The organism is Streptomyces canus 299MFChir4.1 (genome assembly GCF_000383615.1).
GTDB classification, from domain to species: domain Bacteria; phylum Actinomycetota; class Actinomycetes; order Streptomycetales; family Streptomycetaceae; genus Streptomyces; species Streptomyces canus_C.
Map to the genome: position 1 here is coordinate 83,418 of NZ_KB911604.1, position 24,438 is coordinate 107,855.

The following is a 24,438-nucleotide window of genomic DNA, read 5'->3' on the forward strand; positions in this document are numbered from 1 at the left end:
ACCCGCTTCGACGTGTGGGTATTGCCACACCGTAGGTAGCGTTTGCTGCCGCTAGGGTCTGTCCGTTGTCTACAAAAGCCCCGGAGGACCCATGGCGTTCGGCTGGATCGACGAGCAGGCGGCGGCGCGCCGGCGGGCCGGACTCGTGCGGACCCTGCGGCCACGCCCGGCCGACTCGCCGCTGCTCGATCTCGCGAGCAACGACTACTTGGGCCTCGCCCGCCATCCCGAGGTCGTGGCGGGCGCCGCGGCCGCCGCGCGGACCTGGGGCGCCGGTGCCACCGGCTCCCGGCTCGTCACCGGCACCACCGAGCTGCACACCCGGCTCGAAAGTGAACTGGCCGAGTTCTGCGGCTTCGAGGCGGCGCTCGTCTTCTCCTCGGGCTACGCGGCGAACCTGGCCGCCGTCACCGCGCTCGCGCCGCACGGCTCCCTGATCGTCTCCGACGCTGGCAACCACGCCTCCCTCATCGACGGCTGCAGGCTGGCCCGCGGTACGACCCAGGTCGTCGCGCATGCCGACCCGGACGCGGTGCGCAAGGCGCTCGGCACCCACGAGGGGCCCGCCGTCGCCGTGTCCGACACGGTCTTCTCGGTCGACGGCGACGCGGCACCCCTGGCCGGCCTCGCCGAGGCATGCCGGGAGCACGGCGCGGGCCTGGTCGTCGACGACGCCCACGGCCTGGGCGTGCTCGGCGCCGGCGGCCGCGGCGCCCCGCAGGCGGCGGGACTCGCGGGCGCCGACGACGTGGTCGTCACGGTCACGCTGTCCAAGTCGCTCGGCAGCCAGGGCGGCGCCGTCCTCGGCCCCGCACGGGTCGTCGAACATCTGGTCAACGCGGCACGGACGTTCATCTTCGACACCGGTCTGGCCCCCGCCTCGGCGGGAGCCGCCCTCGCGGCCCTGCGGCTGCTCGGCCGTGAGCCCGAGCGGGCCGCCCGCGCGCGCGAGGTGGCGACCGGACTGCACGCACGCCTGACCGCCGCGGGTCTGGAAGCGGTACGTCCGGACGCCGCGGTGGTCTCGGTGCGCGCGCCCTCCCCGGAGGAGGCCGTTCAGTGGGCGGCCGACTGCCGTGCCGCCGGGCTCTTCGTGGGCTGTTTCCGGCCCCCGTCCGTGCCCGACGGCATCTCACGGCTCAGGCTGACCGCCCGCGCGGACCTCTCCGAGGAGCAGATCGAACGCGCTGTTCAGGTGATCGGCGGGACACGACCATGAGTCGGCGTGACACGGCCGTGCGCCGAACGGACTGAAACGGTCAGAACGCGCGCACGAAGCCCGCCCAGCTCTCGGGGGAGAAGAGCAGCGCGGGTCCGTCCGGGTTCTTGGAGTCGCGTACGGCGAGCAGCCCGGCACACGGCCCGGCCGACGGCCTCGCTGTCTCGACGCAGTTGTTCGCTCCAGTGCTGTAGCTGCTGCGCAGCCAGCGCACTTCGGGCAATCGTGTACTGGAGATGACGTTCCGAGGCAATGCGGACATGGTGCCTCCTTACGCGCCGTCACCCATCTCGGCGAGGTAATCCAACGAGTCCTCGGGCGAAAGGGCGTGGATCCGAAGGGTGTTGAAGGCCTCGGTGTAGGCCTGGAGGTCTTCTTTCCGCTCGAGATAGAGGCTACTCGTCAAGTGGTCGAGAACAACCACATCCAGATCAGAAGTGCGCGAAAATGAGAAGATTACGAAAGGCCCGGTGATACCCACATGCGCCCCGGCAGTGAACGGCAGTACCTGCAGCCGCACTTGAGGCAGCCGGGCCGCCTCCAGGAGTCTCTTGCGCTGACGGGCCATCACCTCGGGGCCGCCGACCTCCCGTCGCAGCACCGCCTCGTCCAGGACCGCGCTCAACTCCAGGGGCGGCTGCGCACGGAGGATGTCCTGCCGGGCCAGCCGGACCTCGACCAGCGCGTCGAGACGTGCGTCGTCCAGGCCGTCCACGGCGGCCCGGGTCACCGCGCGGGCGTACTCGGGCGTCTGGAGCAGCCCGGGCACGACCGAGGTCTCCAGCGTGCGCATCGCGCTCGCCTGGGACTCCAGACTGATGAAGTCCCGGTATGTCGGCGGCAGGACACCCCGGTACGCGTGCCACCAGTGGTGCCGGCCGCCGCTCTCGTCGGAGCCCGCCAATACCAGCAGCAGCTCCCGCAGATTCGCGTCCCCCACGCGGTAGGCGTCGAGGAGTAACCGCACATCGGCCGGTTTCACCCCGCTGGCACCGGTCTCGATGCGGCTCACCTTCGACTGGTGCCAGCCCACGAGCCGGGCCGCCTCACCGCTGGTGAGCCCCGCACTCGCGCGCAACGCACGCAGTTCGGCGCCCAGTTTCCGCCGGCGCACCGCGGGGCCGTGCTGCATGCGCTCCTCCTTACTCCTGACGAGCCGCCCAAATACGGTCTCGCGTCGCAGAGTTCACCGCTTCGAGCGACAGATATATGCACATCTTGGTGGATCGGCACCCGTCACGGCCTCCGTGGTGGCACTCTGACGATGAACCACCAGTCCGGGACCGTACTCGAACCATCCGCACCGTGTCGGACTCCGGTCCCGTGGGAAAGGGACGACGTCGCCATGGCAGACCACCTGGAAGCATCCGTCACTCTGCCGAGCGAACCCGCCTCGGTCTCCGCGGCCCGCACCTATGTCCTGAGCACCCTGGCGGAGTGGGGGCTGCCGCCGACCACGGACGCCGCCGAGACCGTCCGGCTCATCGTCTCCGAACTCGCCACCAACGCCGTACAGCACACCTTCGGGCAGTCACCCACCTTCACGGTGGACATCGAGCTGGACCGTGACGAACAGCTGCGCATCGGGGTCACCGACAGCCACCCCCGCTTCCCCAAGCGGCTGCCCGCCGCGGTCCAGCAGGACAACGGTCGGGGGATGGTGATCATCCGCTGGCTCGCCGCCGAGAGCGGCGGCAGGCTGAGAGTCAGGCCCACCCGCGAAGGCGGCAAGACCGTCCAGATCGAACTCCCGTGGACGGTACCGGCGGAGCCGGTCACCGCCGCGGGGCAGCAGGAGCCGTAGAAGACATCAGTTCGGCAGGGCCATGTGTCCCGGGGTCATCGCAGACGCGGTGACGGCTCTCGCGGTGATGCTCCGGGCCGAACCGTCGCTCGCGGCCTGATCACCTCGCGCTCCGTCGGCCCGGGGGCCGGCTGCGACTGCGCCCGCGCCGCCGTGTGCTCCTCGGCGCGTCCCGCCCGCAGGACCAGGCGGGGGAGCAGGCCCCACAGGCCCAGACACACCAGCAGGGTCGCCGAGCCCGCGGCCAGTCCGCCGGCCCGGCCCGTCGTCACGTCCACCACGAGCAGCACCGAGCCGGTGAACGCGAGCACCAGAACGCCCATGCCGACCGTGGCGAGCCGGGAGGAGACTTGCACGATGCGGGCCTTGGCGCCGCGCTGGAAGAGCGAGCGGTGCAGGGCGGCCGGCGCGGTGAAGAGGGCCGCCGCGAGCACCGCGAACAGCAGTGTGGTGACGTACGTGGCGCGCTGGAAGGTGTCGAGGGACGGGAAGCGCTGGGTGAAGGCCAGGGTCAGCAGAAAGGCGAAGAGGATCTGCACCCCGGTCTGGGTGACGCGCAGTTCCTGGAGCAGCTCGCCGAAGTTGCGGTCGGCGCGCTCCAGCGGGGTCTCGTTGCGGGCGGTGCACGGGCGGTGGTCGGCCATGCGGGCACGAGTAACCGCCTGAAGCCGTGTCACGCGTCCCGGGAGACCCGAGGGGACGGCGGGAGGTCAGGTCGCCGCCGCCCCCTCGGGGGCGTCACTTGACCCGGCCGTACCAGACGCTCTTCGTCCAGATCTTCTGCAGCCTCACCACGTCCCCGGTCTTCGGGGCGTGCCAGATCTTTCCCTTCCCGGCGTAGATGCCGACGTGGTAGACGTTCGAACCCGAGTGGAAGAACACCAGGTCGCCGGCCTTGCGGCTGCCCGAGCCGATGTGGCGGGTCTTGTTGTACTGCTGGGCCGCCGTGCGCGGGAGCTTCTTGCCCGCCTTCTTGAACGAGTACAGCGTGAGCCCTGAGCAGTCGAAGCGGCGAGGCCCGGTGGCGCCGTACTTGTACGGCGAGCCCTTCTTGGAGGCCGCTACCTTGAGCGCCTTCGTCGCCGGTGTCGCGGCGGCGGCGTCGGCTGCGACGCCCGGAACCACGACGGAGCCGCCCACGGCGGCGATGGCGAAGGCCGAGGCCGTACCGGCCCGGACCATCAGCGACGGGACACGATTGAGCGCAGTCATGCGCAACCCTTCGTCAGCCGCCTGTGAAGGATGACCTGTCGGATTCGGGCTGGCGAAGTTGCCCGGCCGCTGACGCGGCTTCACCCCAAGGGCTGCTCGACCCGGTCATGGCGTGACCGTTCCGGCGACCCGTCGTTGCTTGGGTCCTCCACTCCTGCCGATCCACTCCTGTCGACCGGTCATCCGGGCGGCGGCAGGACTCGGCGTCCGCCCGGATCGCCCCGCCGCTGCGGCGGGGGCTTGTCGTCAGACAGGGATCTTGGCGCACGGATGTCCCAAAAACCCAATGGAACCGGGGGTTTGTGTTGTTACTCACCACTCACCCGTTCGGGTGGACACCTGAGCTAGCGAAGGCGCGTCGAGGGGTCCACGGGCCGCGCGACCAGCACAGAAACTCCTTATTCCCTCCCTGAACCACGCGCGTTGTGCAACCTCGGCGGTCCCGAAAAAGGAGCCACGTCTCCTGCAAATGGCGGTACGCCTTTTGGTCCGTTTCAACCGCGCCCCGGACGCTCCGTCAGACCATGGGGCGTACGCAATCGCTGCCGGTGCGTCAGTTGTCGGATTCGGGTGGCACGGTGACCCGGGCCGTACGCCGTTCGCCGTCCAGAACCCGCAGGGCCCGCGCCAGTGTCTCGGCGTGCAGTTCTCGCTCGCCCCGGCCGTGCATCAGTGCCAACGCGTCACGCAGCTCGGCCGCCCTGCTCACCAGCGCCTGGGCCGCGCGCAGTCCGCCGTAGGTGTCCTCCCGCCGGGCCGGGTTGATCCGGCCCAGCAGGTCGACCACGTCAAGATAACGGTCGATCAGCTCGCCCTCGGCGCGCGTGAGCGCGGGCAGCGGGGGAAGATCCGGCACCATCGAGGGCTCACCTCTCGCCCGGTGCGGTGGGCGAGGACTTACGGCTCGGGACGATCGCGTCCGCCAGGCCGTAGCCCAGAGCGCCCTGCGCGTCGAGGATCTTGTCCCGCTCGATGTCCGCGCTCACCTGCTCGCGGCTGCGCCCGGTGTGCCGGGCGAGCATCTCCTCAAGGCGGGCCCGCACCCGGAGCAATTCGTCTGCCTGGATGGCCAGATCACTGGCCTGCCCCTGCACGGGCTCGCTCAGCGCGGGCTGGTGGATCACCACCCGGGCGCCCGGCAGCACGGACCGTTTGCCCGGGGTGCCCGCCGCGAGCAGCACCGCCGCGGAGGAGCCGGCCTGGCCGAGGCAGGTCGTCTCCACGTCGCAACTGACGTACTGCATCGTGTCGTAGATCGCCGACATCGCGCTGAACGAGCCGCCGGGGGAGTTGATGTACAGGGCGATGTCCCGGTCCGGGGCCTGGTGTTCGAGGTACATGAACTGCGCCATCACATCGTTCGCCGAGATGTCGTCGATCTGCGTCCCGAGGAAGACGATCCGCTCCTCCAGCAGCTTCGAGTACGGATCCATCGACTTCTGCCCGAAGCTCGTGCGCTCATGGAACTCGGGCAGGACGTAACGGGCGGTCGGTCGGGCCATGGGTAACCCCTCCTTCGGCGTCTGTAAAAAATGTACAGGACGTACGTGACGTTATGATGGGTCCCGGTTCTAGTGATCAAGTAAAGTTCCCAGGTCAGAGGTGTTTTTCGGCACCTTGTGGGGGCTCCTGTCTCACGTTCCTGTCACCGTTTGCCGGGGGCGTCGTCGCCCTAACCTCCGGGACTTCGCCGGTTGTTCTCCCGATTGCTGGCCAGCTTGATCGGCGAGCGTGTCGCGGCTCGCCGCGGTCTGAGCGTCCGTCAACGGGTGCGGGAGGCTCGGCTCTTCACCGTCGTACGTCGGTTGACCGACTGGATCCTCAAGGAATGCCTCAGAAGGCCCATTGGAGTGCCTGAGGAGCCATCCGCATTCCGTGCGATCGCTGGGTTCCTGCAGGTACAGGCATGAACTCCGGCTGCTGGCGGGAGAGTGCGGGCATTCGTCCGCTCGCGTCACGTTCGTGGAGATGGCTGATGCCGTCCATGCTGGGTCTGCTGGACGCCTGGGAGAAGAAGGTCCGTGAAGAAGTGGCCCGGCTGTGCGAGGAAGCCGAGCCGATCACGGCGGCGCTGCGTGCGGCGGAAGCGCCCCCGGAGCCGCGGCCACGAGGCGCTCGACGCGCCGGCCGCTGAGCTATGCCCCCGATCAGCGCCGAGCCGCCCCTGCGGTCGTCGTTGGGTTATCCGTAGACGCCGGATGTACTCGGCGGTGATCGTGCCGTCACCGCCGCCACACTGCAGACACCCGGCACGGAGAACTCCATCGAGTTTTGAATCGGCCCCGAACACAGCCCTGCCGAAGCAGAACGTCGCTCCCACCGCTTCGCCGCAATGGTGCTCCCCGCACTCCTCACAACCCTGCTCCATGCGAGCACGCCCCAGTCCGCACTCGCCGTGCTCACCGAACTCGTGACATCACCGCCCGACACCGCCACGGCCTCGCAGGCCGAATCTCATACGACGGAGACCACGTCCTCATCACCGTCGGCTCAATGGACAGGCCGCTACCGGCCCCTGAGGACGAACCCGGCGGCCTATACCGAGCGCGCATGTGCGCCGACGACCTCGGACAGCACTGCAGCAACGACGGCGACTACGACACCTGGGCAGCCGTCTCAACCCGACCGCCCACCCGCGACGCCTACCCGGGACGGGCGCACCAGACACTCCGCGGTGGCCATGATCAGGCGACTCCGTGGTAGGGGTCGCGGATGGTGTGCCGGGCGGCAGCAGTGGCCAAAACTTCCTGCGGATAGCGATCACCAGGTACGTAATAGCGGCCCTTAGTATTGCCAACGGGCGTCAGCAACCCCCGACGCATCAGATGCTGCATATCGCGCTGCGCCTGCTGCTCGCTGATCCCTTCTGCCTTTTCGTACCGCGAACGACGCACCCGTCCAGTCATCGCGACTTCATGCAGAGCGGTGACCTGACGCTCGGAAACATCAAGGGCGTCTCGCTGCTCGTCGAGCTGGATCCAGCACATGTTGGATCGGTTCACGCGATGCTGCACACTCTGGGTCTGCTCGTGATACGCGCGAAGATTGAACTGTATCCATGGAGCGGTGTCTCGCTGCGGGCTGTAGACAGGCCCGCCGACCTCGCGCAGCACCTTGTAGTAGTCCCACGTGTGACCGGGCATGCCCAGCCATGCCTCGATGGAGGAAAACTCGGGCGCGAGAACACCTTCTCTAGAGATCAGGAGAGTTTGCAGGGAGCGGGACATGCGGCCATTGCCATCAACCCACGGGTGAATCTTGACGAGATTGAAGTGCGCCATCGCAGCGCGCACCAGCGGGTCGGAATCCATGTCGCCGGTGTTGAGCCAGTCGACCAGCTCACCCATTAGGTGAGCCACATCGTCTTCGTGGGGCCCCTCGTATTCCGTCGCGTGCGGGTCGCCGACTGCGGTGATGAAGATTGGACCCTGCCGCCACTGCCCGGCGAGCTTGCGAGGGTGGTGGTGGCCCTGCAGCATCCAGTGCAGGGCGTTGAGCAGGCCCTTGCTGTACTCGAAATCGGGGGCGCCGTGCAAAGACTGGATGTAGGTCATCGCCTGCTGATAGGCGACAGTCTCCGCGCGGTTCGTCTCGGTGACATCCACCTTCTCCTGGGCGTCGTCCATGAGGTCGGCGACGTCCCGGGCGTCGACCTCGTAACCCTCGATCGTATTGGAGGCGGCAATGGCTGATGCAGTCAGATGGCGCCTCAGGTCAAGGGTCCATTTGGTGGGTGCTTGCTGCACGGCATGGCGCAAGTCACGACGCATCTTGGCGATCTCGTCCAAGACGTGATGGTCGGCAACAGTGAGGTGGGGCGTCTCGTACAGCATGATGAAATGATACCAACAGGGTGTCATTCTGTCGATGACGCTAGAGTGGGGCCGGTGTCGTGATCGCAGGCAGTGTGGGCCGCGAGAGCTGTGCCCTTGCCGGAAACCTCATCCGGCCTGGCCACTCAGCATGCTGGTACTCGTGGAGGAGGCCGCCGAGTCGGTCGGTTCGATGTATGTCGAGGCGGGCGATTTCGTCCGGATCGGTGATCGGTTCGGGGAGCGGGTGCAGCGGGCGGGCGTTGGCGATGCCCTGATGGGGTCGGTAGGAGTTGTAGAACTCTTCGAATTCCCGTAGTGCGTGAAGCAGGTGGCGGTGGTTCCAGATCAGGGTGCGGTCCAGCAGCTCGGGCCGGCAGGTCTGCACCCACCCGTTCATGATGAGTTCATGCGCGGCATGAGGATCCCGCTGAGCACGACCTTGTTGCCCCGCGTCCTTCAGGACACTGTCGAACAACTCGGGGAACAGTGGCAGTTGCTGGCACCGGTCGTGGTCGCTGACGCCGTAGCCGGCGTCGGCCACGATGACCGGCGCCTGCAACTGCCATTGGGCGAGTGTGTCCAGCAGGCCGAGCGCGAGACGCCACTTCTCCTGGTGCACCACGCCGTCGGGGACGCCTGCCCTGCGGCAGCGGTCGGGCTCGTCCGTCCACTCCCGCGGCAGAAACTGCCACGCCAAGGGGCACGAGGCGGTGTCGGTGGCAGCATGGACACTCACGGCGACCTGGCAGTTCGCCCGTTTGCCGACCGCTCCGCAGTACTGGCGGGCCACCCCGACCGACGCCCCGCCGCACTTGGGGAACGACACGTCGTCGATCACCCACACCTCCGGCCTGACCACTTCGGACAGCCGCTCGGCGATCCGCTGCCTGATCGGCAGCGGATCCCACCGACTGGTTCACGAACTGCTGCAGGGCCTGCATGTTCCCGTCCGGCAGACGCGCGGCCATCGGCTGGATCGACTTACGTCGGCCGTCCAGCATCAGCCCCCGCAGATCGCACTCGCCATTTGACCCGCTGATCCTTGCGCGGCACCGAGGCGAACACATCCGCCACGACCTGCATGGGTGCGGGAACTGCTGGGGATGCCGGGCAGCCTGCTGAGGCTCGTCTGACGAGCCGTGCGCAGGGCGGGGTCGGGGTGGTGTGCGTGTGTCGTCAGGTTGCCTCGGGCTGGGAGTCGGCGAGGTCGTTGAGAACCGCGTTGACCACGGGCCAGCACATGTCCAGGGTGTCGCGGTCCGGGGAGTGAGCCTCGCGGACCTCGGTTTGCAGCGAAGATAACGGCCATCTGCGAGCCCTGCTCATCCTTCGCCCGGACGAAAGGAAGCAGCACCGCTTCCACGGGAGTGTGCGACCGATGCCGCCGCGTCGGCCTGCCGCTCGCCGACGGACACTGTCGTGGATGCCGATGGCACGTAGGCATCCACGGCCCAGGGGACATCACCCGGTGCGGAACGCAGCTGTGGCTCGGTTCACCGGTCCCAGCACCTCCAAGCCTGCCGCGCTCGGAGGTGCTCCCGCCTACTTCGCGTCGCCCTGTCTCCGAGCACCTGATGGGCCCTGGGCAGGAGAGGCTGTTCGAGCTCCGGCGAGACTGGAGCTCGGTGGTCAAGCTGGAACGGCAGGATCTGCCAACGCCCACGGACTCGGCCCAGCTGCTGCTCGCTGACCTCGACAGCGTGATGAAGCGGGAGATGTGGTCGAAGTTCGTTGCCACCAAGACTCGGCGCACCCTGGCCGTCTTGGTGTCCTGGCTCGGGGCCGATGCCCCGCTGCTGGAGTCCGACATCCGGACCCTGGTCGACAACCGCCCCCTGCAGTTCAGCGGGCGGCGGGTCACCCAGTTCCTGGAATCACGCGGCCTGCTGATCCCGGATACCGAGTTTCGCCGGGATGCACAGCAGAAGCGCTTGGAGGCCGAGCTCGCCGCACTGCCCGCGACGATCGCATGGGAACTCTCGGTCTGGATCAAGGCCGTGCGCGGAGAGGGAAAGTGGGAACACACCGGCCGCACCTACCGGAGCATCGCCCGCTACTGGCATGTGCTCAGCCCGATCCTCGAGGGGTGGCTCGCGAACGGTATCGAGAGCCTGCGCGAGATCACTGAGGACGACATCAAGCGGGCCATCGCCACCCGCAAGGGGACGCCGGCTCGCTCGATCCACATCGTCCTTCGGAACGTGTTCCGGGCCCTTCGGCAATAAGGCGTGATCTTCCGCGATCCCACCCGTGGCCTCGTCTTCGCAGGGATCAACAAGCCCCCGCCTTCCGTGCCCTCGGACCGGCTGGCCGACGTCCTCAGCCACGCGCAGAACGACTTCCAACGCTTCGTGATGGTGCTGGTCTGCATTCACGCGCTCAGTGGCACCGACATGCGCCACTTGCTACTCACCGACCTCGACCTGTCCCGTGAGCGCCTCATCGTCCGGCGCCCCGGGAAACGCCACATCATCTATCTGGACGAACTTACCTACCGTTGCGCCTCCGTGTGGCTCCGTGAACGTCATCGCCGCTGGCCGGTGACCACCAACCCGCATCTGCTGATCAACCGATGGACTGCGGTAGACACCACTCACTCGCCCATCGGCATCACGTTCACCAACATCTTCCGGCCCACCGGCCTCACTATGCCGACGCTGCGGCAGGACCGAATCCGTGACGAGGCATTTGAGGTCGACGACCCGCTCCACCTGATGCGCCTGTTCGGCATCTCCTCGCAGACCGCCATGCGGTACATCACCGCGGCTCACCCCGAACGAACTGCGAAGCTCCCGCGATGAAGCGAACGACGGCGAGGAGGCTCAGATCCACTCTTCGGGGTCGAGCTTTTCGAGTTCTCACGCCCTGGCCACTGCGATGGCGATCGCCGACGGAGGCGATACCGTTATCGCCCGCGCTGTCCTCAGCCCTCCCTGCATACCGAGACGGGAGGTGAACGAGACCGTGACCTCTCCGCTCAACACCTTTTGCCTCTCGGGAAGGAACTCCAACGGCACCCGGCCTCACACGGGTTCGCGAGCCGGATCCTGGGCCGCCTCATCAAGCCCGTCACCCGGCCCAGCTAGATCTACCTGATCTGCTTTCTCTTCGGCCTTGGCTTCGACACGTCGACCGAGGTCGCGTTGATGATGATGGCGGGCGGTGGTGCCGCAGCCGGACTGCCCGTAACAGCATGCGCGGCGTGAGTGCGTCCCCGGCGGTACGGAGCCTGCGCGCGGCGGTGTTCGCCGCGCTGTGCGTGCTGCTCGCCGCCGGAGGTCACGCGCTGGCGACCGGTACGGCATTGCCCGTGTGGGTGCAGGCCGCCGGGTTCGTGCCGGTCTTCGGCGCCGGCTACCTGCTGGGCCGCCGGGAGCGGTCGCTGGCGGCCATCGGCATCGGCACTCTCACCGCCCAGGGCGCACTGCACCTCGCGTACGGTGCCGCCCGGCCGCACGCCACGATGGGCATGCAGGGCATGCGCATGTCCCACGCGCATGCCCTGACCCCGCACGCCACCGCCGCTCATGTCGTGGTGGCCCTGGTACTGACCTGGTGGCTGGTGAGCGGCGGGGTACGGCTGGTGCCGGATGTGCGGGACGTCGTAGGACCGCGTCGGTGGGCCGACGGACCGCGCCTGCTCAGAGGCCTCCTGCTGCGGCACGCGGTGCAGCGGCGCGGGCCGCCCGGGAGCGCGTTCCCGATCTGACCCCGACACGCCCTTCCCGTACGGAGATCGACCCACCCATGTCCCGAGTACGCATCACGCTGCGCCGCGCCGGGGCCGTCACCGCTCTCGCCGCGGCCGGAGTCCTGGCCGCCGCGGGCATCGCCTCCGCGCACGTCACCGTCCACCCCGACAGCTACGCCAAGGGCGCCACCGACGGCGTCCTGACCTTCCGCGTCCCCAACGAGGAGGGCACCGCCTCCACCACCAAGGTCCAGGTCTTCCTGCCCACCGACCACCCCGTCCTCGGCGTCCTCGTCTCCCCGCGCGACGGCTGGAGCGCCAAGGTCACGAACACGAAGCTCAAGACGCCGGTCAAGACCGACGACGGCACCATCTCCGACGCCGTCTCCGAGGTCACCTGGACCGGCGGCAAGATCGACCCCGGGCACTACGAGGACTTCGACGTCGCCTTCGGGCAGCTGCCTGAGGACACCGGCCACGGCCCCGGTGGGCAACTGCCGGGCAGGGCCAGACCTGCTGGGCCATGCTGGAGGCCGCCGCTGAAGGCCTTCTCAGCTCACTCCACCACCCACTGCCCCTCAACCAACAAGATCAGCAGTTGACAGGGCAACCCTTCGTTCACCGAGCCTTGTCAGAAGCGGGGCTGTTGACGTCGCTGACGGCGTCGAGGCCGGATTTGCGGTTGAAGCTGGCGCTGATGCGTACCACCCGCTTACGGGTCAGGAACCGTGACGCGAGCGCATTCGCGCGATCGTTGAGGCCCCCGGGGAAGGATGCCGTCCGTCCGCGCTCGAAGTCGAGAAGAGACTTGGCCGCAATGCGCTCCGGAGTGACGGCCTTCGGGTTCAACTTCGCTGTGGTGCCGTCGAAAAAGCCCGTGTCAACCGGGCCGGGGTGAACGGCCATCACGCGCAGGCGTGTGCCGCGGAGTTCTTCGGCGAGGGCCTCGGTGAAGGAGAGGACGAACGCTTTCGTCGCACCATAGCTGGCCTGGAACGGCATCGGCTGGAAGCCCGCGACTGAAGAGACGTTGATGATTCCGCCGCGGTTTCGCTCAAGCATCCTGGCGCCGATGATGTGCACCAGGCCCATCAACGTGGTGATGTTCAGGTCGACCGAGTCGATGTTGGGCTGGAGCGGCCGTGTGAGGAATGGCCCCACGGCGCTGAGGCCGGCGTTGTTGATCAGCAGGTCCACCTCGATGCCTCGTTCGGTCAGGGCATCCACGACGGTGCGCGGCGCATCGCGGTCGAACAGGTCGGCGGCGATGACGTCCACCTGAACGTTATGGGCCGACCTCAGCTGTGACGCAAGCTCTTCCAGGGCGCTCTCGGAGCGGGCGACCAGGACAAGGTTGGCGCCGCGCGCTGCGAGCTGTCGGGCGTAGCAGGCTCCGATTCCTTTGGAGGCTCCGGTAACCAAGGCCGTAATTCCATCATAAGTTGTCATGATTCAATTCCTTGTATGAAGCAGTGACGCCCCCGAATCATTTCGGGGTTCGAAACATATATCACTTCGAACTTCGAAGCGATGTCGTTAAGCCAAGACCATGACCCGACACCCCCTCGAGATTCTGTAGTCGCTAAGGGAGCGGAATGGGCGGCGCGCTGGAAGGCCGCGACGGCGGCTCGGTGAGCCAGAAGATGCCGCTCATCGCCTCACCCACCGGTCACGATCCGCACCGTCCCGATCAGTCCCATCGGACAGAGCTGTCCCGGGCCGTGGCTACCTCTGACCGCGGATTGATGAACGGGTAGACGATGCCAGTCCACCATTCACTCCGCTCATTGTCGAGAAAGCCGTTCTCACGATTTTGCACAGTCTGGTACTCTTCCGAGCCGAAGTAGGTTTCGCAGTCACCCATGTTCCGGAAATACGTCACCGAGATCGCGTCGACCCGCTTTCCCCGGTCGTTGAAGAACGGTCCGTCCGGACTCTTGTTGATGTTTAAGAGGTACGCGAATCGCTGTATGAGCGTCTGTGCGAGGCTGCCGCTTCGAATGACAACACTGTGTCGATGGAGCAAGTGTTCTTGCAGTTCGCGTTGCCCGCCGGCCCTTCGGTAGTGGACATGCACAGTGCATATCGGAGGGAAAGACGGTGCATCGTTAGGAATGATCACGTACTCGGCAGACAATGATCCTGTCCAGCTCCGATTGAAAAGCGCTCCTTCATGGTTGATCTTTTCCACGGCCTGGCTGCTGTAGCCGAAAGGAACGAGTTCCTTGACAGTCGGGGCCGCCACATAGGCGAGACCGTCGTAGGCGGGCCGGTTGTACGCCGGGACCTTGTCCCAGATGTACGGATACAGGAATCCGTCGCCGTCCACCAGCGGTCTATAGGGGGGTGGGAATGCCGAAGAAGGCGCACCCGCGAGACGATGAATCTGATGGTAGTTCGAGACTCCGTCGATCATGTTGCCTTCCGCCGCATCACGGTGGATCACTCTCGGCCCGTGCACCTTGCGCCAGAACTCGCCCCAGTGCTCGAACATGAGGTTCGGGTTGCTTTCCAGGGCGTTGAGCGACGGCGTGAGGTCAGGTCGCTCGATCGGCTGGCCCTGACGGTCGATGATGTTTCCCTCGTTGCGCTCCCGCCTGTCTCCGGGCGAAGAGTCGTCAGACCGCGCAATCAACATGGGGAACGCGGCGTTCGGGATCGTCACAGTCGATACTCGCTCTCTTGCAAGCGTGCCCTTGCCTCCGTCATCAGACGGTGACGAAGGGGCGGGTCAGCTCCTCGACGGCCGTCCAGAGTCGTTGTTCGCGTTCGGGGTCGTAGGACTCCGCTGAAGAGCGGGCTTCGCGGGTGCGGTCCACGTAGGAGCCGGAGGGCGCAGGTGTGAGACCGAGAACGACGTCGGCGAGGGCGCGACCGGCTTCCTCTTGGGTTGATGCCAGGGGGGTCCGGGCCGTCAACGGCATGATCGTTCGCATGACGAATCGCACAGCCGCCCCGGCGTCGCGGTTGAGTCCGGTGCCGGGCACGAAGCCAGGGTTGTAGCCGACGACATCGACTCCGCGCGGCAGGCGCCGGGCGTATTCGTGGATGAGGTAGATGGCGGCCAGTTTGCTGGTGGCGTACGCGGTTCCTCCCGCAGCCACTGTGTCCGGCTTCGGGAAAGCCGAGATCCGGGCCAGCAGGGCTGGATCCTGCCACGACGGGCCGGGCATCATGCCCATGTTGTGCCGGAAGTCGCCGAAGTGGGCATCGCTGACGGTGATCACGATCCGCGACGCTTCGTCGAACCTGTCTTGAAGGCGGCGGATGAGCACGTGGTTGGCCAGCACGTTGACGGCGAACGTTGCCTCGAATCCGTCCGGGCTCTCCGTGACGGCATTGGTGAACAGCAAGCCGGCGTTGCTGACCAGTCCGCGCAGCGGCGGCAGTTCTCCGTCGTCGAGCCTGCGAGCCACCTCGTCGGCGGCTGCGCGGACGCTGTCCAGCGACAACAGATCCGTCGAAATCGACGTCACGGTGTGCCCTCGCAGACTGAGGTCGTCGGCGAGCTCCGCTCCCGCGGTTCCGCGGGTCAACAGCACGAGGTGGGCGTCGGTGCTGCCGGCGAGGATGTGCTCAACCGCTGCACGGCCAAGCCCTCGCGTGGCGCCGGTCATGATGATGGTGTGGGACATGTTTCCGCCTAGGAGCGAGTGTGCGGCTCGGGCCGAGCAGTGCTCCGCGCCGAGCATGATGTGGGGAACGTTCGAGTCGGCACCACAGCAGGGACTGACGCACCGACCGACGTATGTGTCGCACCGGCGGGACCGGTGCGATGCCCAGTGAGGATTCGCTGCCCCATGAACCTATGAATCTGGGCCCGTTGTGCACCACCGTCGCGGTGCATCACGTCGACGGCGATGGATGGTGTCAAACTCCGTGTAATGCAGGAACATTGAGTGGTCCGGCTGGAAGCCGGACGTCAGAAGGTGCCGTGCAGCTCTGCGCCGAGCCGGACGCCGGCCGCGTAGGCGTCACCGATCCGCGAGGCATCCAGGAGCCCCTGGCCATCGGCGCTGAGGACTCGGAATTCCTCATCCGGTTCAATGGCCTCGACACGACTTCCCGCAGCCCGGAGCTCGGCGAGGACCGGTGCGACGTTGGCCTGCTGGGCACGTGTGGTCGGGTGGACCCTTTCCGAATCGAGGTCGAGGTAAGGCAAGCAGGAGACCGCGATGACCAGATCATGGCCTCGGGCGAATTGGGCGTTGAGCGGGTCGTGCATGCCGCCGTCCATGTAGCGCCGACCGTCGATCCCGATTACGGGCAGGACCAGAGGGAGAGCGCAACTCGCCGCGACAGCGCGAGCCAGGGATACTCCCGAGCTGCTGTCAAAGGTGTGGATGTCACCCGACTCGGCATCCGTGGCCGTACACGCGAAGGTGTCCGGCCAGTCGCTTCCGACCAAGCTGTGGAAGAGCGTGACCACCTCCTCGGCGGACGCGGTGTCGGCCTCGGCCGCGAGAGCGCCCAGGGCCCGGCTGGGCTCGCGTGGGTCCGCGGCGCTGGCCGTAGCCGCCAGCGCCTCTAGAACAGCTAATCCGATTCCCGAACCAGGCGGCGGCATGAGCATGTGGGCAAGCCTGCTCAGCGTCCCGACCACGTCGTCCGCTCCCCCGGAGGCGTACCACGCGCCGGCGATCGAGCCCGAGGCGGTGCCGAGCACCAGCTCGCAACGAGGAAGATCCAGACCGGAGAGGAGGCCGAGTTCCCAGGCCACACCGACCGGTCCGCCACCACCAAGAACCAATGCCGTGCTCATGCGTACACCTGCGCTGTCTAGTCGGTCGCGTAACGAGGGCGAAGAAGAAGTGCGAGGACTCTGTCGAGGAGCCGGTCCGGCAGCACTTGCGGCAGACGGCCGGGTATGGCAGCGTCTCACTCATGTGACGATGTCATATGGTCGAGGTTAGAGTCTTCATGTGACAGTGTCAACCCGACGGTATGACGCTGTCATCTGTAATATGCGGTTATGGTCAGTCGCGCAGAATCCGCAGCCGCCACCCGTCGCGCCCTCCTGGACTCGGCCGCCGAGCTGCTCGACGAGGGAGGCCCTGAAGCGGTGACCCTGCGGGATGTCGCCGCACGGGCAGGCGTAAGCCGTGGTGCCCCTTACGGGCACTTCGCCGACAAAGAGAGCTTGCTCGCCGCTGTCGCCGCGGAAGGCTGGGAACGTCTGGGCGACGAAATCGCAGCGCAGCAGGGCAGCCCGTCGGACAGGCTCCGAGGCGCCCTCGCCGTGCTGGTCACGATCGGCCGCCGCTGTCCCCATCGCTACCGACAGATGTTCGGCGCACCGGCCGGCGAAGAAACCGGGATGCTGATCAACGCCTCCTGCCGTGCTCAAGAAAAATTTTTGGCGATCGTCTCCGAACTCGTCGACGAACGTGACGTCCACCGATACGGGGGCCTGCTCTTCACCGGCGTCAGTGGCATCATCGCCGCGGAACTGAGCGGCTACTTCGCCACCGGAACGTGGCACACCTCCGCCGACGAACTGGTCGACACCCTCGTGACGACCATCGCCGACGGACGAGCTCAACGGCCGGTGCACCCTCGATGACGGGCCAACCCCCTCCGACGGGGGCCGTCGATTCGTCGAGGCTTGCTATGCCGTCATCCTGGACGTCTACGACGGCAAACCACACCTGCGGCGCACTCCGGCCTGGGCCGTCAGACGTTCGACGTCGTCGTTGAGGCGGGCCGCAGGCTGGGATGTCTGTCCGGGCCATTACCAGCCGACCGCCCCGGGGGCGGTCGGCTCAGGACGCGTCTTTCTCCTGATATGTCTAGGCGTCAGTACCTGTAGAAGCCTTCGCCGGTCGACATGCCCAGTTTGCCTTTGTCGAGGTACCGCTCCTTCAGGGCGGCGGCAAAGGCGCGGGCATCCGGGTCTGGGGACATCACAGAGACGTTGTAGGCCGTCACCAGTCCGATCATATCGAGCACCTGGAACGGGCCGAGGGGCGCCGGGCCGTTGGTGCGCCAGGCCAGATCGATGGTCTCCGGATCGGCCACATCGTTGACCCACAGCTTCCCGGCGGCGACGAGTTGCGGGATGAGCAGCGCGTTCAGCACATACCCCGGGTACTCCTTACGCAGCCGGATGGGCAGGAGGGCGGTCGCCTCCATGAAGGCGACGACCACCTCGACCACCGCGGGATCGGTGAGCGGACTGCCCATGATCTCGACGATGCGCGCCGACCACATCCGGTTCGAGTAGTGCGTCCCCAGGAAACGGTCAGGCCTGCCTGTGTACGCGGCGAACTCGCTCGGGAGGAGACTCGACGCGGTCGTCGTGATAATGGTCCTCGGAGGTGCGATCTGTGCGAGCTTGCCGTAGACGTCGCGTTTGAGGTCCGGTACCTCCGGAACGGCCTCGATGACGAGGTCGGCATCGGCCACGGCAAGCGCGAGGTCGGTGGTGAACTGAACACGGCCGAGGGCCGCTTGGACCTGGTCCGCCGCCACGCCGGCTTCGCGGTAGTGACCGCCGAGCTCGTCCATGCGGGTGCGGGCGGCGAGCAAAGCCTCTTCGGTGATGTCGTGCAAGACGGCGGGGAACCCGTAAAGGGCACTGTGGTAGGCGATCTGGGCACCGAGGGTTCCGGCGCCCACGACGGTGATGTTGTTGATGCTTGGCATTTGAGCTCCTGGGTATGTCAACTGCGAGATATGGACCTTGCGTTCCCCACGTAGGGGTGGTCGGCGGGAACAGACACACGAACAGGTTCGGGACCGAGCCGTTCCGCCTGAGACCAAGAGAACTGTGAGCGTTCCGACGAGGTCAGCCGCGGGAGCGCACATGTCGCGGCAATCGCACCAGTCAGGTTCGCCGGCGGCTGGGCAGCGGTCCGCCGTACCCCAGCACGTAGACCGAAACCGCTCAGTGCAGGGTCGAGGTCGCCATGCCGAACTCGCGGCCCACCGAGGACAACGCGACGCCGACCATCGTGGTGTCTGGTCCGTCGGTGAACAGAGCCCCGCCGAGAACGACGAGGATGGTCCCGGTCCGGGCGGACCATCCTCGTTCGTGCCGAGGGAGCGGCGTTGAGCATGCCCCGGGGCCTACCCGTCAGAGTCGTCGCATGCGTCAGGGGCCCGGCCGTGAACAGACCGTCGTGGGAGGGGTGCCCTTGACGACTGGACCATCGTTTCATCGGATCGACTTGATGAACAATATGGTCACGCCGGAGATCAGGGACGCGATGACTCCGAAGGCGTAGAGCGCCGCATAGCCACCGAAGTAGGTGATCAGGGCCGCCGCGAGTGCTCCCGACATGGTGAGCGGCAGGCCCGTCGCGACCGACAGGATGCCGAAATCGCGCCCTACGGTCTCTTTGTTCGGCAGTACCAGAGACATGACCGCGAGGTCGACCGCGAAGTACGTACCGATGCTGATGCCGAGGAAGACCGAATAAATGACCATACCGGTCCAGGTCGGTACGAAGATCGGAATGAGCATGCTGCAGGCCAGCCCGATGGCGGAGATGCCCACGAAGAGTTTGCGGCGATCCAGCCTGTCCGCAAGCCAGCCGAACAGTGTGGCGACGAGGATCCACGCGACGACGCTGATGGTCGACAGAGTGCTGACCGCGACGGCGACGTTCTCGCCCGGCAGGTTTTCCATCCCGATGTAGTCACTCATCGTGTAGTACAAGTAGCCACTGACGGTGTAGTACGACAGAAACAGCGCGAAGCGGCTGGTGAACGCGAGAGTGTAGTCGCGGGATCGGAACGCTTCGAAGAATGACCAGACGCTGGGGCGCTGGATTCGTACGTTCCGTTCGCGAACGATGTCGAGTGTGGACGTCTCGCGAACGCTGAGTACCAGAACCAGGCTGGAGACGAACAGCACGATGGCGAGGACGGCGTAGCCCCAGAATGCTCCGGCGCGGCTGGCGATCTGGACACCGACGAAGACACCCAGTGGCGTGCCGAGCGCGACAATGGATGAGGCGAGGCCCCGGCGGTCCTCGGGGACCCGGTCGGGCAGGATCGCGAACAGCGGGCCGAGGTACATGTTCAGCACCAGCCACAGCACGGAGTAGACGATGCCCAGCACCAGCAGGTTGGGGCTGACAGCCATGGCGATCATGAGCACGCCCGAGATGCCGGAGAGGACGACGATCCACGGCGCACGCCGGCCATAGCGTGATCGTGTCCGGTCCGACAGGGCGCCGCCGAATGGGATGCCGACGAGCGTGCCGATGGCGGCGAAGGTCGTGAGAAGTGCGAGGCTGCCCACTTTGTCCGCCGCATCGATGGCTTCGACCTGGGCGGGAACGAGCACCTGCTGGATGCCGTTGACCATCGCGTACATCGCCGTCGTGGGGATGATGAGCGAGATGAGCACGCGACGCAACGTCACATGAGTTGAATGGGGCGTCTTCCGTTCGGCGACTTCAGCGTTCGACATGACTTCCTCCAGTGAAGAGAGAGCAGCAGCTGCGCCGTGCCCCCGCAGCGCAGCGTCAGACCCCTCAGGGAAACCGATTGCGGAAGTGGGCCAGACGCCGGTCTACGCCGAGCCCACGCTCTAGTGGAGTTCGCGCTTGAGGATCTTCCCCGTCGCCGTCATGGGCAGCGCGCCCACGATCTCGACCAGACGCGGGTACTTGTATGAGGCCATGTGCGCCTTGGCCCAGTCGATGAGTTCTGACGCCTTCAGCTCAGCGCCGGGCTCGGCCACGACGAACGCTTTGATCTCTTCACCGTGGGAGTCGTGCGGAACGCCGACGACCGCGGCCAGGGAGACGTCCGGGTGGGTCATGAGGGACTCCTCGACCTCGCGCGGGTAGACGTTGAACCCGCCTCTGATGATCAAGTCCTTGGCTCGATCGACGATGTAGTACCAACCGTCCTCGTCACGGCGGGCCAGGTCGCCGGTGCGCAACCATCCGTCGCGCAGGACCTCGGCGGTCGCGTCGGGCCGACCACGGTAGCCCCTGAAAACGTTGTGTCCGCGGACGGCGATCTCACCGACGGCGTCGGGGGTCCACTGCGTCTCGTGCCACGAGCCAGGCTTCAGCAGCGTCATCTCGACACCGGGAAGGGGTATGCCGATGGACCCAGGCCGGACCGGCTCGCCGAGCCGCGAAAATGATGTGACGGGCGACGTTTCGGAGAGGCCGTACCCTTCCGCGATGGTGACGCCGAGCCGTGCCTCGAACTCGCGATGGATCTCGATCGGGAGCGCTGATCCGCCGGCGACCGCCACCCGCAGACGGGCCGCGAGGCCTGCGCCGTCGACCGTCTCGTCCAGTGCGTGGAGCATGGCCCAGTACATGGTCGGGACGCCGGCGAAGAAGGTGACGGACTCGCGCAGCATCGAAGCCAATGCCGACGCGGCCTCGAAGCGCGGGAGCATCACGACCGTGCCTCCGTTGGCCACCGCGGCGTTCTGGACCACGCTCTGTCCGAAGGAGTGGAACAGGGGCAGGACGCCCAGGTAGGTGTCGGGGCGAGACGGGTCGATGTCGAACAGTGCCCTGGCCGCGAGCGCGTTGTCACGCATGTTGCGGTGACGCAGCTCCGCACCCTTGGGTCGGCCCGACGTGCCTGACGTGAAGAGTACGACTGCGATGTCGTCCTCGTCGGTGCTCACTGTGTCGAACTCCGGGGAGTGCCCCGCGGCGGCGGCTGCGAGAGTCTCGATGCCCTCGAATCCACTCGCGGCCGCGGGGTCTGCTGTGACGATGAGGACGTCGGGAGATGTCTCGCATGCTTCGGCGGCAGCGACCGCCTCGGCCCCGACGGGCAGCTCGGGGGTCCCCTCGAATGCGAGCAGAGCCTTGGCGCCGGCCTCTTCGAGGTGATATCTGACCTCACCTCTTTTGAGCAGAACGTTCAACGGGACGACTGTCGCGCCCACTTTGAGGATGGCGAAGTACGCGATCGTGAACTGGGGCAGGTTTGGGCACATCAGGGCGATCGAGTCCCCCGGCTTGATGCCACGAGCGACCAAGAGGTTGGCCACCCTGTTGGTGGACGCACCGAGGTCGGCATAGTTCAGGCGGTGTGGTCCGAGCACCAGCGCGGTGCGCTCGGCGTACCGCTTGACGGAGTCGTCGAGGAGGGAGGCGAGATTGAACTGGGGCATGTGATGTCCTAGGTACTCGGCAAGGAGACGCCGGTGGGCAGGTTCGGTCGAGACGAGATGGCCGACCGCAACGGCCTGGCATCATTGCCGATTTCGTCGGAGCTCCTTCGCGGAGTGGAGCCGCTCTTCCACGCTGCTGATGTGTGCGTCGATTTCGACTGCGACAAGCGCGACCAGGTCGTCGTGGATGTGGTGGCCCATCCCGGGCACGACCACATGGCGAGCGTTGGTGATGGCCGTGGCGGTTGCCCGCCCCCCGCTCGGATCAACGAACTGATCACGGTCCCCGTTGAGAACGAGGGTCGGCGCGTCGATGTGGTGCAGTTCCGACGTCCTGTCGCCCGACGCCTGGATGCACTGGATCTGACGGGCCGTGCCTCGGTTGTTCGGGCCGCCGGCGCGGTCCCATAGGATACCGGCGGCGACCGCCTCTGCCGCCTCGTTGAGTGGGTATGCCGTCCCACTGGCCTGATGGGTCAACTTGAGGTGCCTCTTGATGGCTCGTTCCCTCGTCTTTGCAGGCGGGGACGCGATCAGCATCAGTCTCGTCTTGAGCGTCGGTTGCCCGACGGTGAGTGCCCCCGTTGTCGAGTAGATCGAGGTCAGGGAGGCCGTGCGGTCGCCGTGGTGGGCTGCCAGCGACTGCGCGATCATGCCGCCCATCGAGCGTCCGACTATGTGGGCGCGGTCGATACCGAGGTGGTCGAGAAGGCTGACGCTGTCGCGTGCCATCTGCGCCAGCGTGTACGCGTCGCGCTGTGGTTTCGCGGACAGCAGGCGCCATGGGGCGGGCGGTCGTCGGTCGATGCGCGAGGAGCGTCCGGCATCGCGGTTGTCGTGGCGGACGACGCGGTAGCCGCGCGAGACCATCGCGCTGACGAAGGCATCGGACCACGAGCTCATGTCCTCTCCGAGCCCTCCGAGGAGCAGCAGCGCCGGGCCGTCGGCAGGACCGTCGACGCAGTAGCAGAGCCGCACACCGGTCGCGACCGAAGCGAAACGTTCCTGTGTCAGTGTCATGCGCTGACCTCCTTGCGTGTCGCACGGCGAGGGGCAACCTCAAGGGGGTCGGCCATGTAACGCAGGGCCGGGTCGTACACCGAGTTCGACTCGAGTAGCTCCTTGTCCTCCCACCAGGTACTAGCCATGATCCACGGCGCCTTGAGACCACGACGGGGCACGTCCTCGAGCGAACGCTGAACGTACCCGGCCGAGAAGTCCAGCAGCGGGCGGGTCTCGACGGTCGAGTCGGCGATGGGAGTGACGGACCCGTAGCCGTTGGCGTCGAGGTGATGCAGCAGCTTGTCGATCTGCTTCCAGATGAGGTCGATCTTCATCGTCCATGTCGACAGCACATAACCGACGACCATGACCATGTTGGGTACGCCGCTGAGCATCATGCCGCGATAGGCGAGCGTATCGGGCAGGTGGACGGGCTTGTCGTCGACGGTCATGGGCGTTCCGCCGAAGAACCGCAGGTTGAGGCCGGTGGCCTTGACGATGAGGTCTGCGGGAAGCTCACGGCCGGACTCGAGCAGAATGCCGTTCGCGGTGAACCGGACGATGCGGTCGGTGATCACCGTGGCCCGTCCCTCGGTCAACGCGTGGAAGTAGTCGCCGTCGGGGACGAGCGCGATGCGCTGGTCCCACGGGTTGTACGGGGGCGTGAAGTGGGTGCCGATGTCATAGCCCTCAGGCAGGTTCTTCCTGACATGGGAGGTCAGATAGCGTTTGGCCCAGCCGGGATAGCGACGGAAGGCGCTGACGAAGAGACGGTCCTGCCAGGCGTTCTTCATACGGACGATCGGGTAGGCACGGTCCTCCCCCAGCACACGGGTGATGAAGCCGGCGATCGGGTCCTGCCGGGGCTGGGCGACGACGTACGTCGGCGTCCGCTGGAGCTGCGTCACATGAGCGGCTGCGCCAGCGCCGGAGGTCATCGCGGGAACCAAGGTGAACGTGGTCGCGCCGCTGCCGATCACGACCACCTGCTTGCCGGAGTAGTCGTAGCCCTCCGGCCAGTGCTGAGCGTGGATGATGTCGCCGGTGAAGGTGTCCTCCCCGACGAAGCTCGGGTTGTAGCCCTCGTCGTAGTTGTAGTAGCCGGTCGCGTTGATGTACCAGCGGGTCTCGATCTTGATGTTGTCGAGGGCGCCGGTGGTCGGGTCGGTCCGTTCGATGTCGAGCGTCCATGTGGCGGTCTCGGACGACCAGCCGGCGTGTACGACCTTGTGACCGAAGCGCAGATTCCGTTTCAGACCGGACTCCGCGACCGCCTCATTCAGGTAAGTACGGATCTTCGGCGCGTCGGCGATGGAGTCCTTGTCACGCCACGGCTTGAACGAGTAGCCGAACGTGTAGAGGTCCGAGTCCGACCGGATGCCCGGGTAGCGGAAGAGGTCCCAGGTCCCGCCGACCGCGGTACGCGCCTCCAGCATCAGTAGTGACTTGTCGGGGTGCCCCGCACGCAGCTGGACGCCGAGGCCGATGCCGGAGATGCCGGCGCCGACGACGACGATGTCGACACGCTCTGTGTCGAGCGTCTGCTTGACCATGGTGAGTCTCCGTCCGTGACGTGATTGAAGGCACGGTCTC

Annotated in this window: 23 protein-coding genes, 3 pseudogenes and 1 riboswitch; of the genes and pseudogenes, 9 read left to right on the forward strand and 17 right to left on the reverse strand. The window is 66.6% G+C overall.

What is annotated here, in order from left to right; all coding sequences use genetic code 11:
• The first annotated feature begins 91 nt into the window (after positions 1-91).
• Entirely contained in the window at positions 92-1,219 is a 1,128-nt protein-coding gene (locus H293_RS0134490) for an 8-amino-7-oxononanoate synthase (RefSeq protein ID WP_020122377.1), read from the forward strand.
• 40 nt (positions 1,220-1,259) lie between these two features.
• Here the strand turns inward: H293_RS0134490 and H293_RS55505 are convergent, their stop codons facing one another.
• Positions 1,260-1,481: a DUF397 domain-containing protein gene (locus H293_RS55505; protein WP_078612751.1), complete on the reverse strand. Its 222-nt coding sequence runs from the start codon at positions 1,479-1,481 to the stop codon at positions 1,260-1,262.
• Between the two features lie 9 nt (positions 1,482-1,490).
• Positions 1,491-2,351, reverse strand: a complete 861-nt coding sequence (locus H293_RS0134500) for a helix-turn-helix domain-containing protein (RefSeq protein ID WP_020122379.1) — start codon at positions 2,349-2,351, stop codon at positions 1,491-1,493.
• A gap of 213 nt (positions 2,352-2,564) precedes the next feature.
• Between H293_RS0134500 and H293_RS0134505 the strand changes: the two genes are divergently transcribed.
• Complete coding sequence (locus tag H293_RS0134505) at positions 2,565-3,023, forward strand: ATP-binding protein (RefSeq protein ID WP_020122380.1); 459 nt, start codon at positions 2,565-2,567, stop codon at positions 3,021-3,023.
• Between the two features lie 35 nt (positions 3,024-3,058).
• On the opposite strand, the gene H293_RS0134510 is transcribed toward H293_RS0134505, so the two are convergent.
• The 4 genes from H293_RS0134510 to H293_RS0134525 form a co-directional block, all read right to left on the reverse strand.
• Positions 3,059-3,667 (reverse strand): DUF6328 family protein, encoded by a 609-nt coding sequence (locus H293_RS0134510; RefSeq protein ID WP_020122381.1) that lies wholly within the window; start codon positions 3,665-3,667, stop codon positions 3,059-3,061.
• 94 nt (positions 3,668-3,761) lie between these two features.
• A complete protein-coding gene (locus H293_RS0134515) occupies positions 3,762-4,235 on the reverse strand; it encodes a C40 family peptidase (RefSeq protein ID WP_020122382.1) in 474 nt (157 codons plus the stop codon).
• Between the two features lie 3 nt (positions 4,236-4,238).
• Positions 4,239-4,372: riboswitch (cyclic di-AMP (ydaO/yuaA leader) on the reverse strand.
• Between the two features lie 416 nt (positions 4,373-4,788).
• Positions 4,789-5,094: a hypothetical protein gene (locus H293_RS0134520; protein ID WP_020122383.1), complete on the reverse strand. Its 306-nt coding sequence runs from the start codon at positions 5,092-5,094 to the stop codon at positions 4,789-4,791.
• Between the two features lie 7 nt (positions 5,095-5,101).
• The gene (locus H293_RS0134525; RefSeq protein ID WP_020122384.1) at positions 5,102-5,737 is read right to left on the reverse strand and encodes an ATP-dependent Clp protease proteolytic subunit; all 636 of its coding nucleotides are present in this window, start codon (positions 5,735-5,737) and stop codon (positions 5,102-5,104) included.
• A gap of 473 nt (positions 5,738-6,210) precedes the next feature.
• Here H293_RS0134525 and H293_RS58605 point away from each other — a divergent pair, with 473 nt between their 5' ends.
• On the forward strand, positions 6,211-6,369 hold the full coding sequence (locus tag H293_RS58605) for a hypothetical protein (protein ID WP_020122385.1): 159 nt from the start codon (positions 6,211-6,213) through the stop codon (positions 6,367-6,369).
• A gap of 550 nt (positions 6,370-6,919) precedes the next feature.
• Here the strand turns inward: H293_RS58605 and H293_RS0134535 are convergent.
• Complete coding sequence (locus tag H293_RS0134535; RefSeq protein WP_020122386.1) at positions 6,920-8,068, reverse strand: Fic family protein; 1,149 nt, start codon at positions 8,066-8,068, stop codon at positions 6,920-6,922.
• 40 nt (positions 8,069-8,108) lie between these two features.
• A pseudogene (locus H293_RS61745) lies at positions 8,109-9,117 on the reverse strand (IS701 family transposase).
• 558 nt (positions 9,118-9,675) lie between these two features.
• On the opposite strand from H293_RS61745, the gene H293_RS53885 reads away from it, so the two are divergent.
• From H293_RS53885 to H293_RS50555, 5 genes and pseudogenes are all read left to right on the forward strand, one after another.
• The gene (locus tag H293_RS53885) at positions 9,676-10,275 is read left to right on the forward strand and encodes a hypothetical protein (RefSeq protein ID WP_020122387.1); all 600 of its coding nucleotides are present in this window, start codon (positions 9,676-9,678) and stop codon (positions 10,273-10,275) included.
• Positions 10,276-10,341: 66 nt separating this feature from the next.
• Positions 10,342-10,851, forward strand: coding sequence for a hypothetical protein (locus H293_RS60515; RefSeq protein ID WP_259294586.1), 510 nt, complete (start codon positions 10,342-10,344; stop codon positions 10,849-10,851).
• A gap of 198 nt (positions 10,852-11,049) precedes the next feature.
• A pseudogene (locus H293_RS60520) lies at positions 11,050-11,235 on the forward strand (HoxN/HupN/NixA family nickel/cobalt transporter); the annotation flags it as partial.
• Positions 11,236-11,243: 8 nt separating this feature from the next.
• Positions 11,244-11,759 carry a hypothetical protein gene (locus H293_RS0134565; protein ID WP_259294587.1) on the forward strand — a complete coding sequence of 172 codons (516 nt, stop codon included), beginning with the start codon at positions 11,244-11,246 and terminating at the stop codon, positions 11,757-11,759.
• 38 nt (positions 11,760-11,797) lie between these two features.
• Positions 11,798-12,214, forward strand: a pseudogene (locus H293_RS50555) (YcnI family protein); the annotation flags it as partial.
• A 145-nt stretch (positions 12,215-12,359) separates the two neighbouring features.
• Here H293_RS50555 and H293_RS0134575 read toward each other — a convergent pair.
• The 4 genes from H293_RS0134575 to H293_RS0134590 form a co-directional block, all read right to left on the reverse strand.
• A complete protein-coding gene (locus H293_RS0134575; RefSeq protein ID WP_028808451.1) occupies positions 12,360-13,190 on the reverse strand; it encodes an SDR family NAD(P)-dependent oxidoreductase in 831 nt (276 codons plus the stop codon).
• A gap of 241 nt (positions 13,191-13,431) precedes the next feature.
• Positions 13,432-14,406, reverse strand: a complete 975-nt coding sequence (locus tag H293_RS0134580) for a hypothetical protein (protein ID WP_020122392.1) — start codon at positions 14,404-14,406, stop codon at positions 13,432-13,434.
• Positions 14,407-14,449: 43 nt separating this feature from the next.
• Positions 14,450-15,376, reverse strand: coding sequence for an SDR family NAD(P)-dependent oxidoreductase (locus H293_RS0134585; protein WP_020122393.1), 927 nt, complete (start codon positions 15,374-15,376; stop codon positions 14,450-14,452).
• A gap of 287 nt (positions 15,377-15,663) precedes the next feature.
• Positions 15,664-16,503, reverse strand: a complete 840-nt coding sequence (locus tag H293_RS0134590) for a patatin-like phospholipase family protein (protein WP_078612752.1) — start codon at positions 16,501-16,503, stop codon at positions 15,664-15,666.
• Positions 16,504-16,713: 210 nt separating this feature from the next.
• On the opposite strand from H293_RS0134590, the gene H293_RS0134595 reads away from it, so the two are divergent.
• Positions 16,714-17,304, forward strand: a complete 591-nt coding sequence (locus H293_RS0134595; protein WP_020122395.1) for a TetR/AcrR family transcriptional regulator — start codon at positions 16,714-16,716, stop codon at positions 17,302-17,304.
• 233 nt (positions 17,305-17,537) lie between these two features.
• On the opposite strand, the gene H293_RS0134600 is transcribed toward H293_RS0134595, so the two are convergent.
• The 5 genes from H293_RS0134600 to H293_RS0134620 form a co-directional block, all read right to left on the reverse strand.
• Positions 17,538-18,386: a 3-hydroxyacyl-CoA dehydrogenase gene (locus H293_RS0134600; protein WP_020122396.1), complete on the reverse strand. Its 849-nt coding sequence runs from the start codon at positions 18,384-18,386 to the stop codon at positions 17,538-17,540.
• Positions 18,387-18,897: 511 nt separating this feature from the next.
• On the reverse strand, positions 18,898-20,160 hold the full coding sequence (locus H293_RS0134605; protein ID WP_033415974.1) for an MFS transporter: 1,263 nt from the start codon (positions 20,158-20,160) through the stop codon (positions 18,898-18,900).
• Between the two features lie 120 nt (positions 20,161-20,280).
• Positions 20,281-21,843, reverse strand: coding sequence for a long-chain-fatty-acid--CoA ligase (locus H293_RS0134610; protein WP_020122398.1), 1,563 nt, complete (start codon positions 21,841-21,843; stop codon positions 20,281-20,283).
• An 81-nt stretch (positions 21,844-21,924) separates the two neighbouring features.
• Positions 21,925-22,863: an alpha/beta fold hydrolase gene (locus tag H293_RS0134615; protein WP_020122399.1), complete on the reverse strand. Its 939-nt coding sequence runs from the start codon at positions 22,861-22,863 to the stop codon at positions 21,925-21,927.
• Complete coding sequence (locus tag H293_RS0134620; RefSeq protein ID WP_020122400.1) at positions 22,860-24,398, reverse strand: flavin-containing monooxygenase; 1,539 nt, start codon at positions 24,396-24,398, stop codon at positions 22,860-22,862. The genes H293_RS0134615 and H293_RS0134620 overlap by 4 nt, the downstream gene beginning before the upstream one ends.
• Positions 24,399-24,438: the final 40 nt, after the last annotated feature.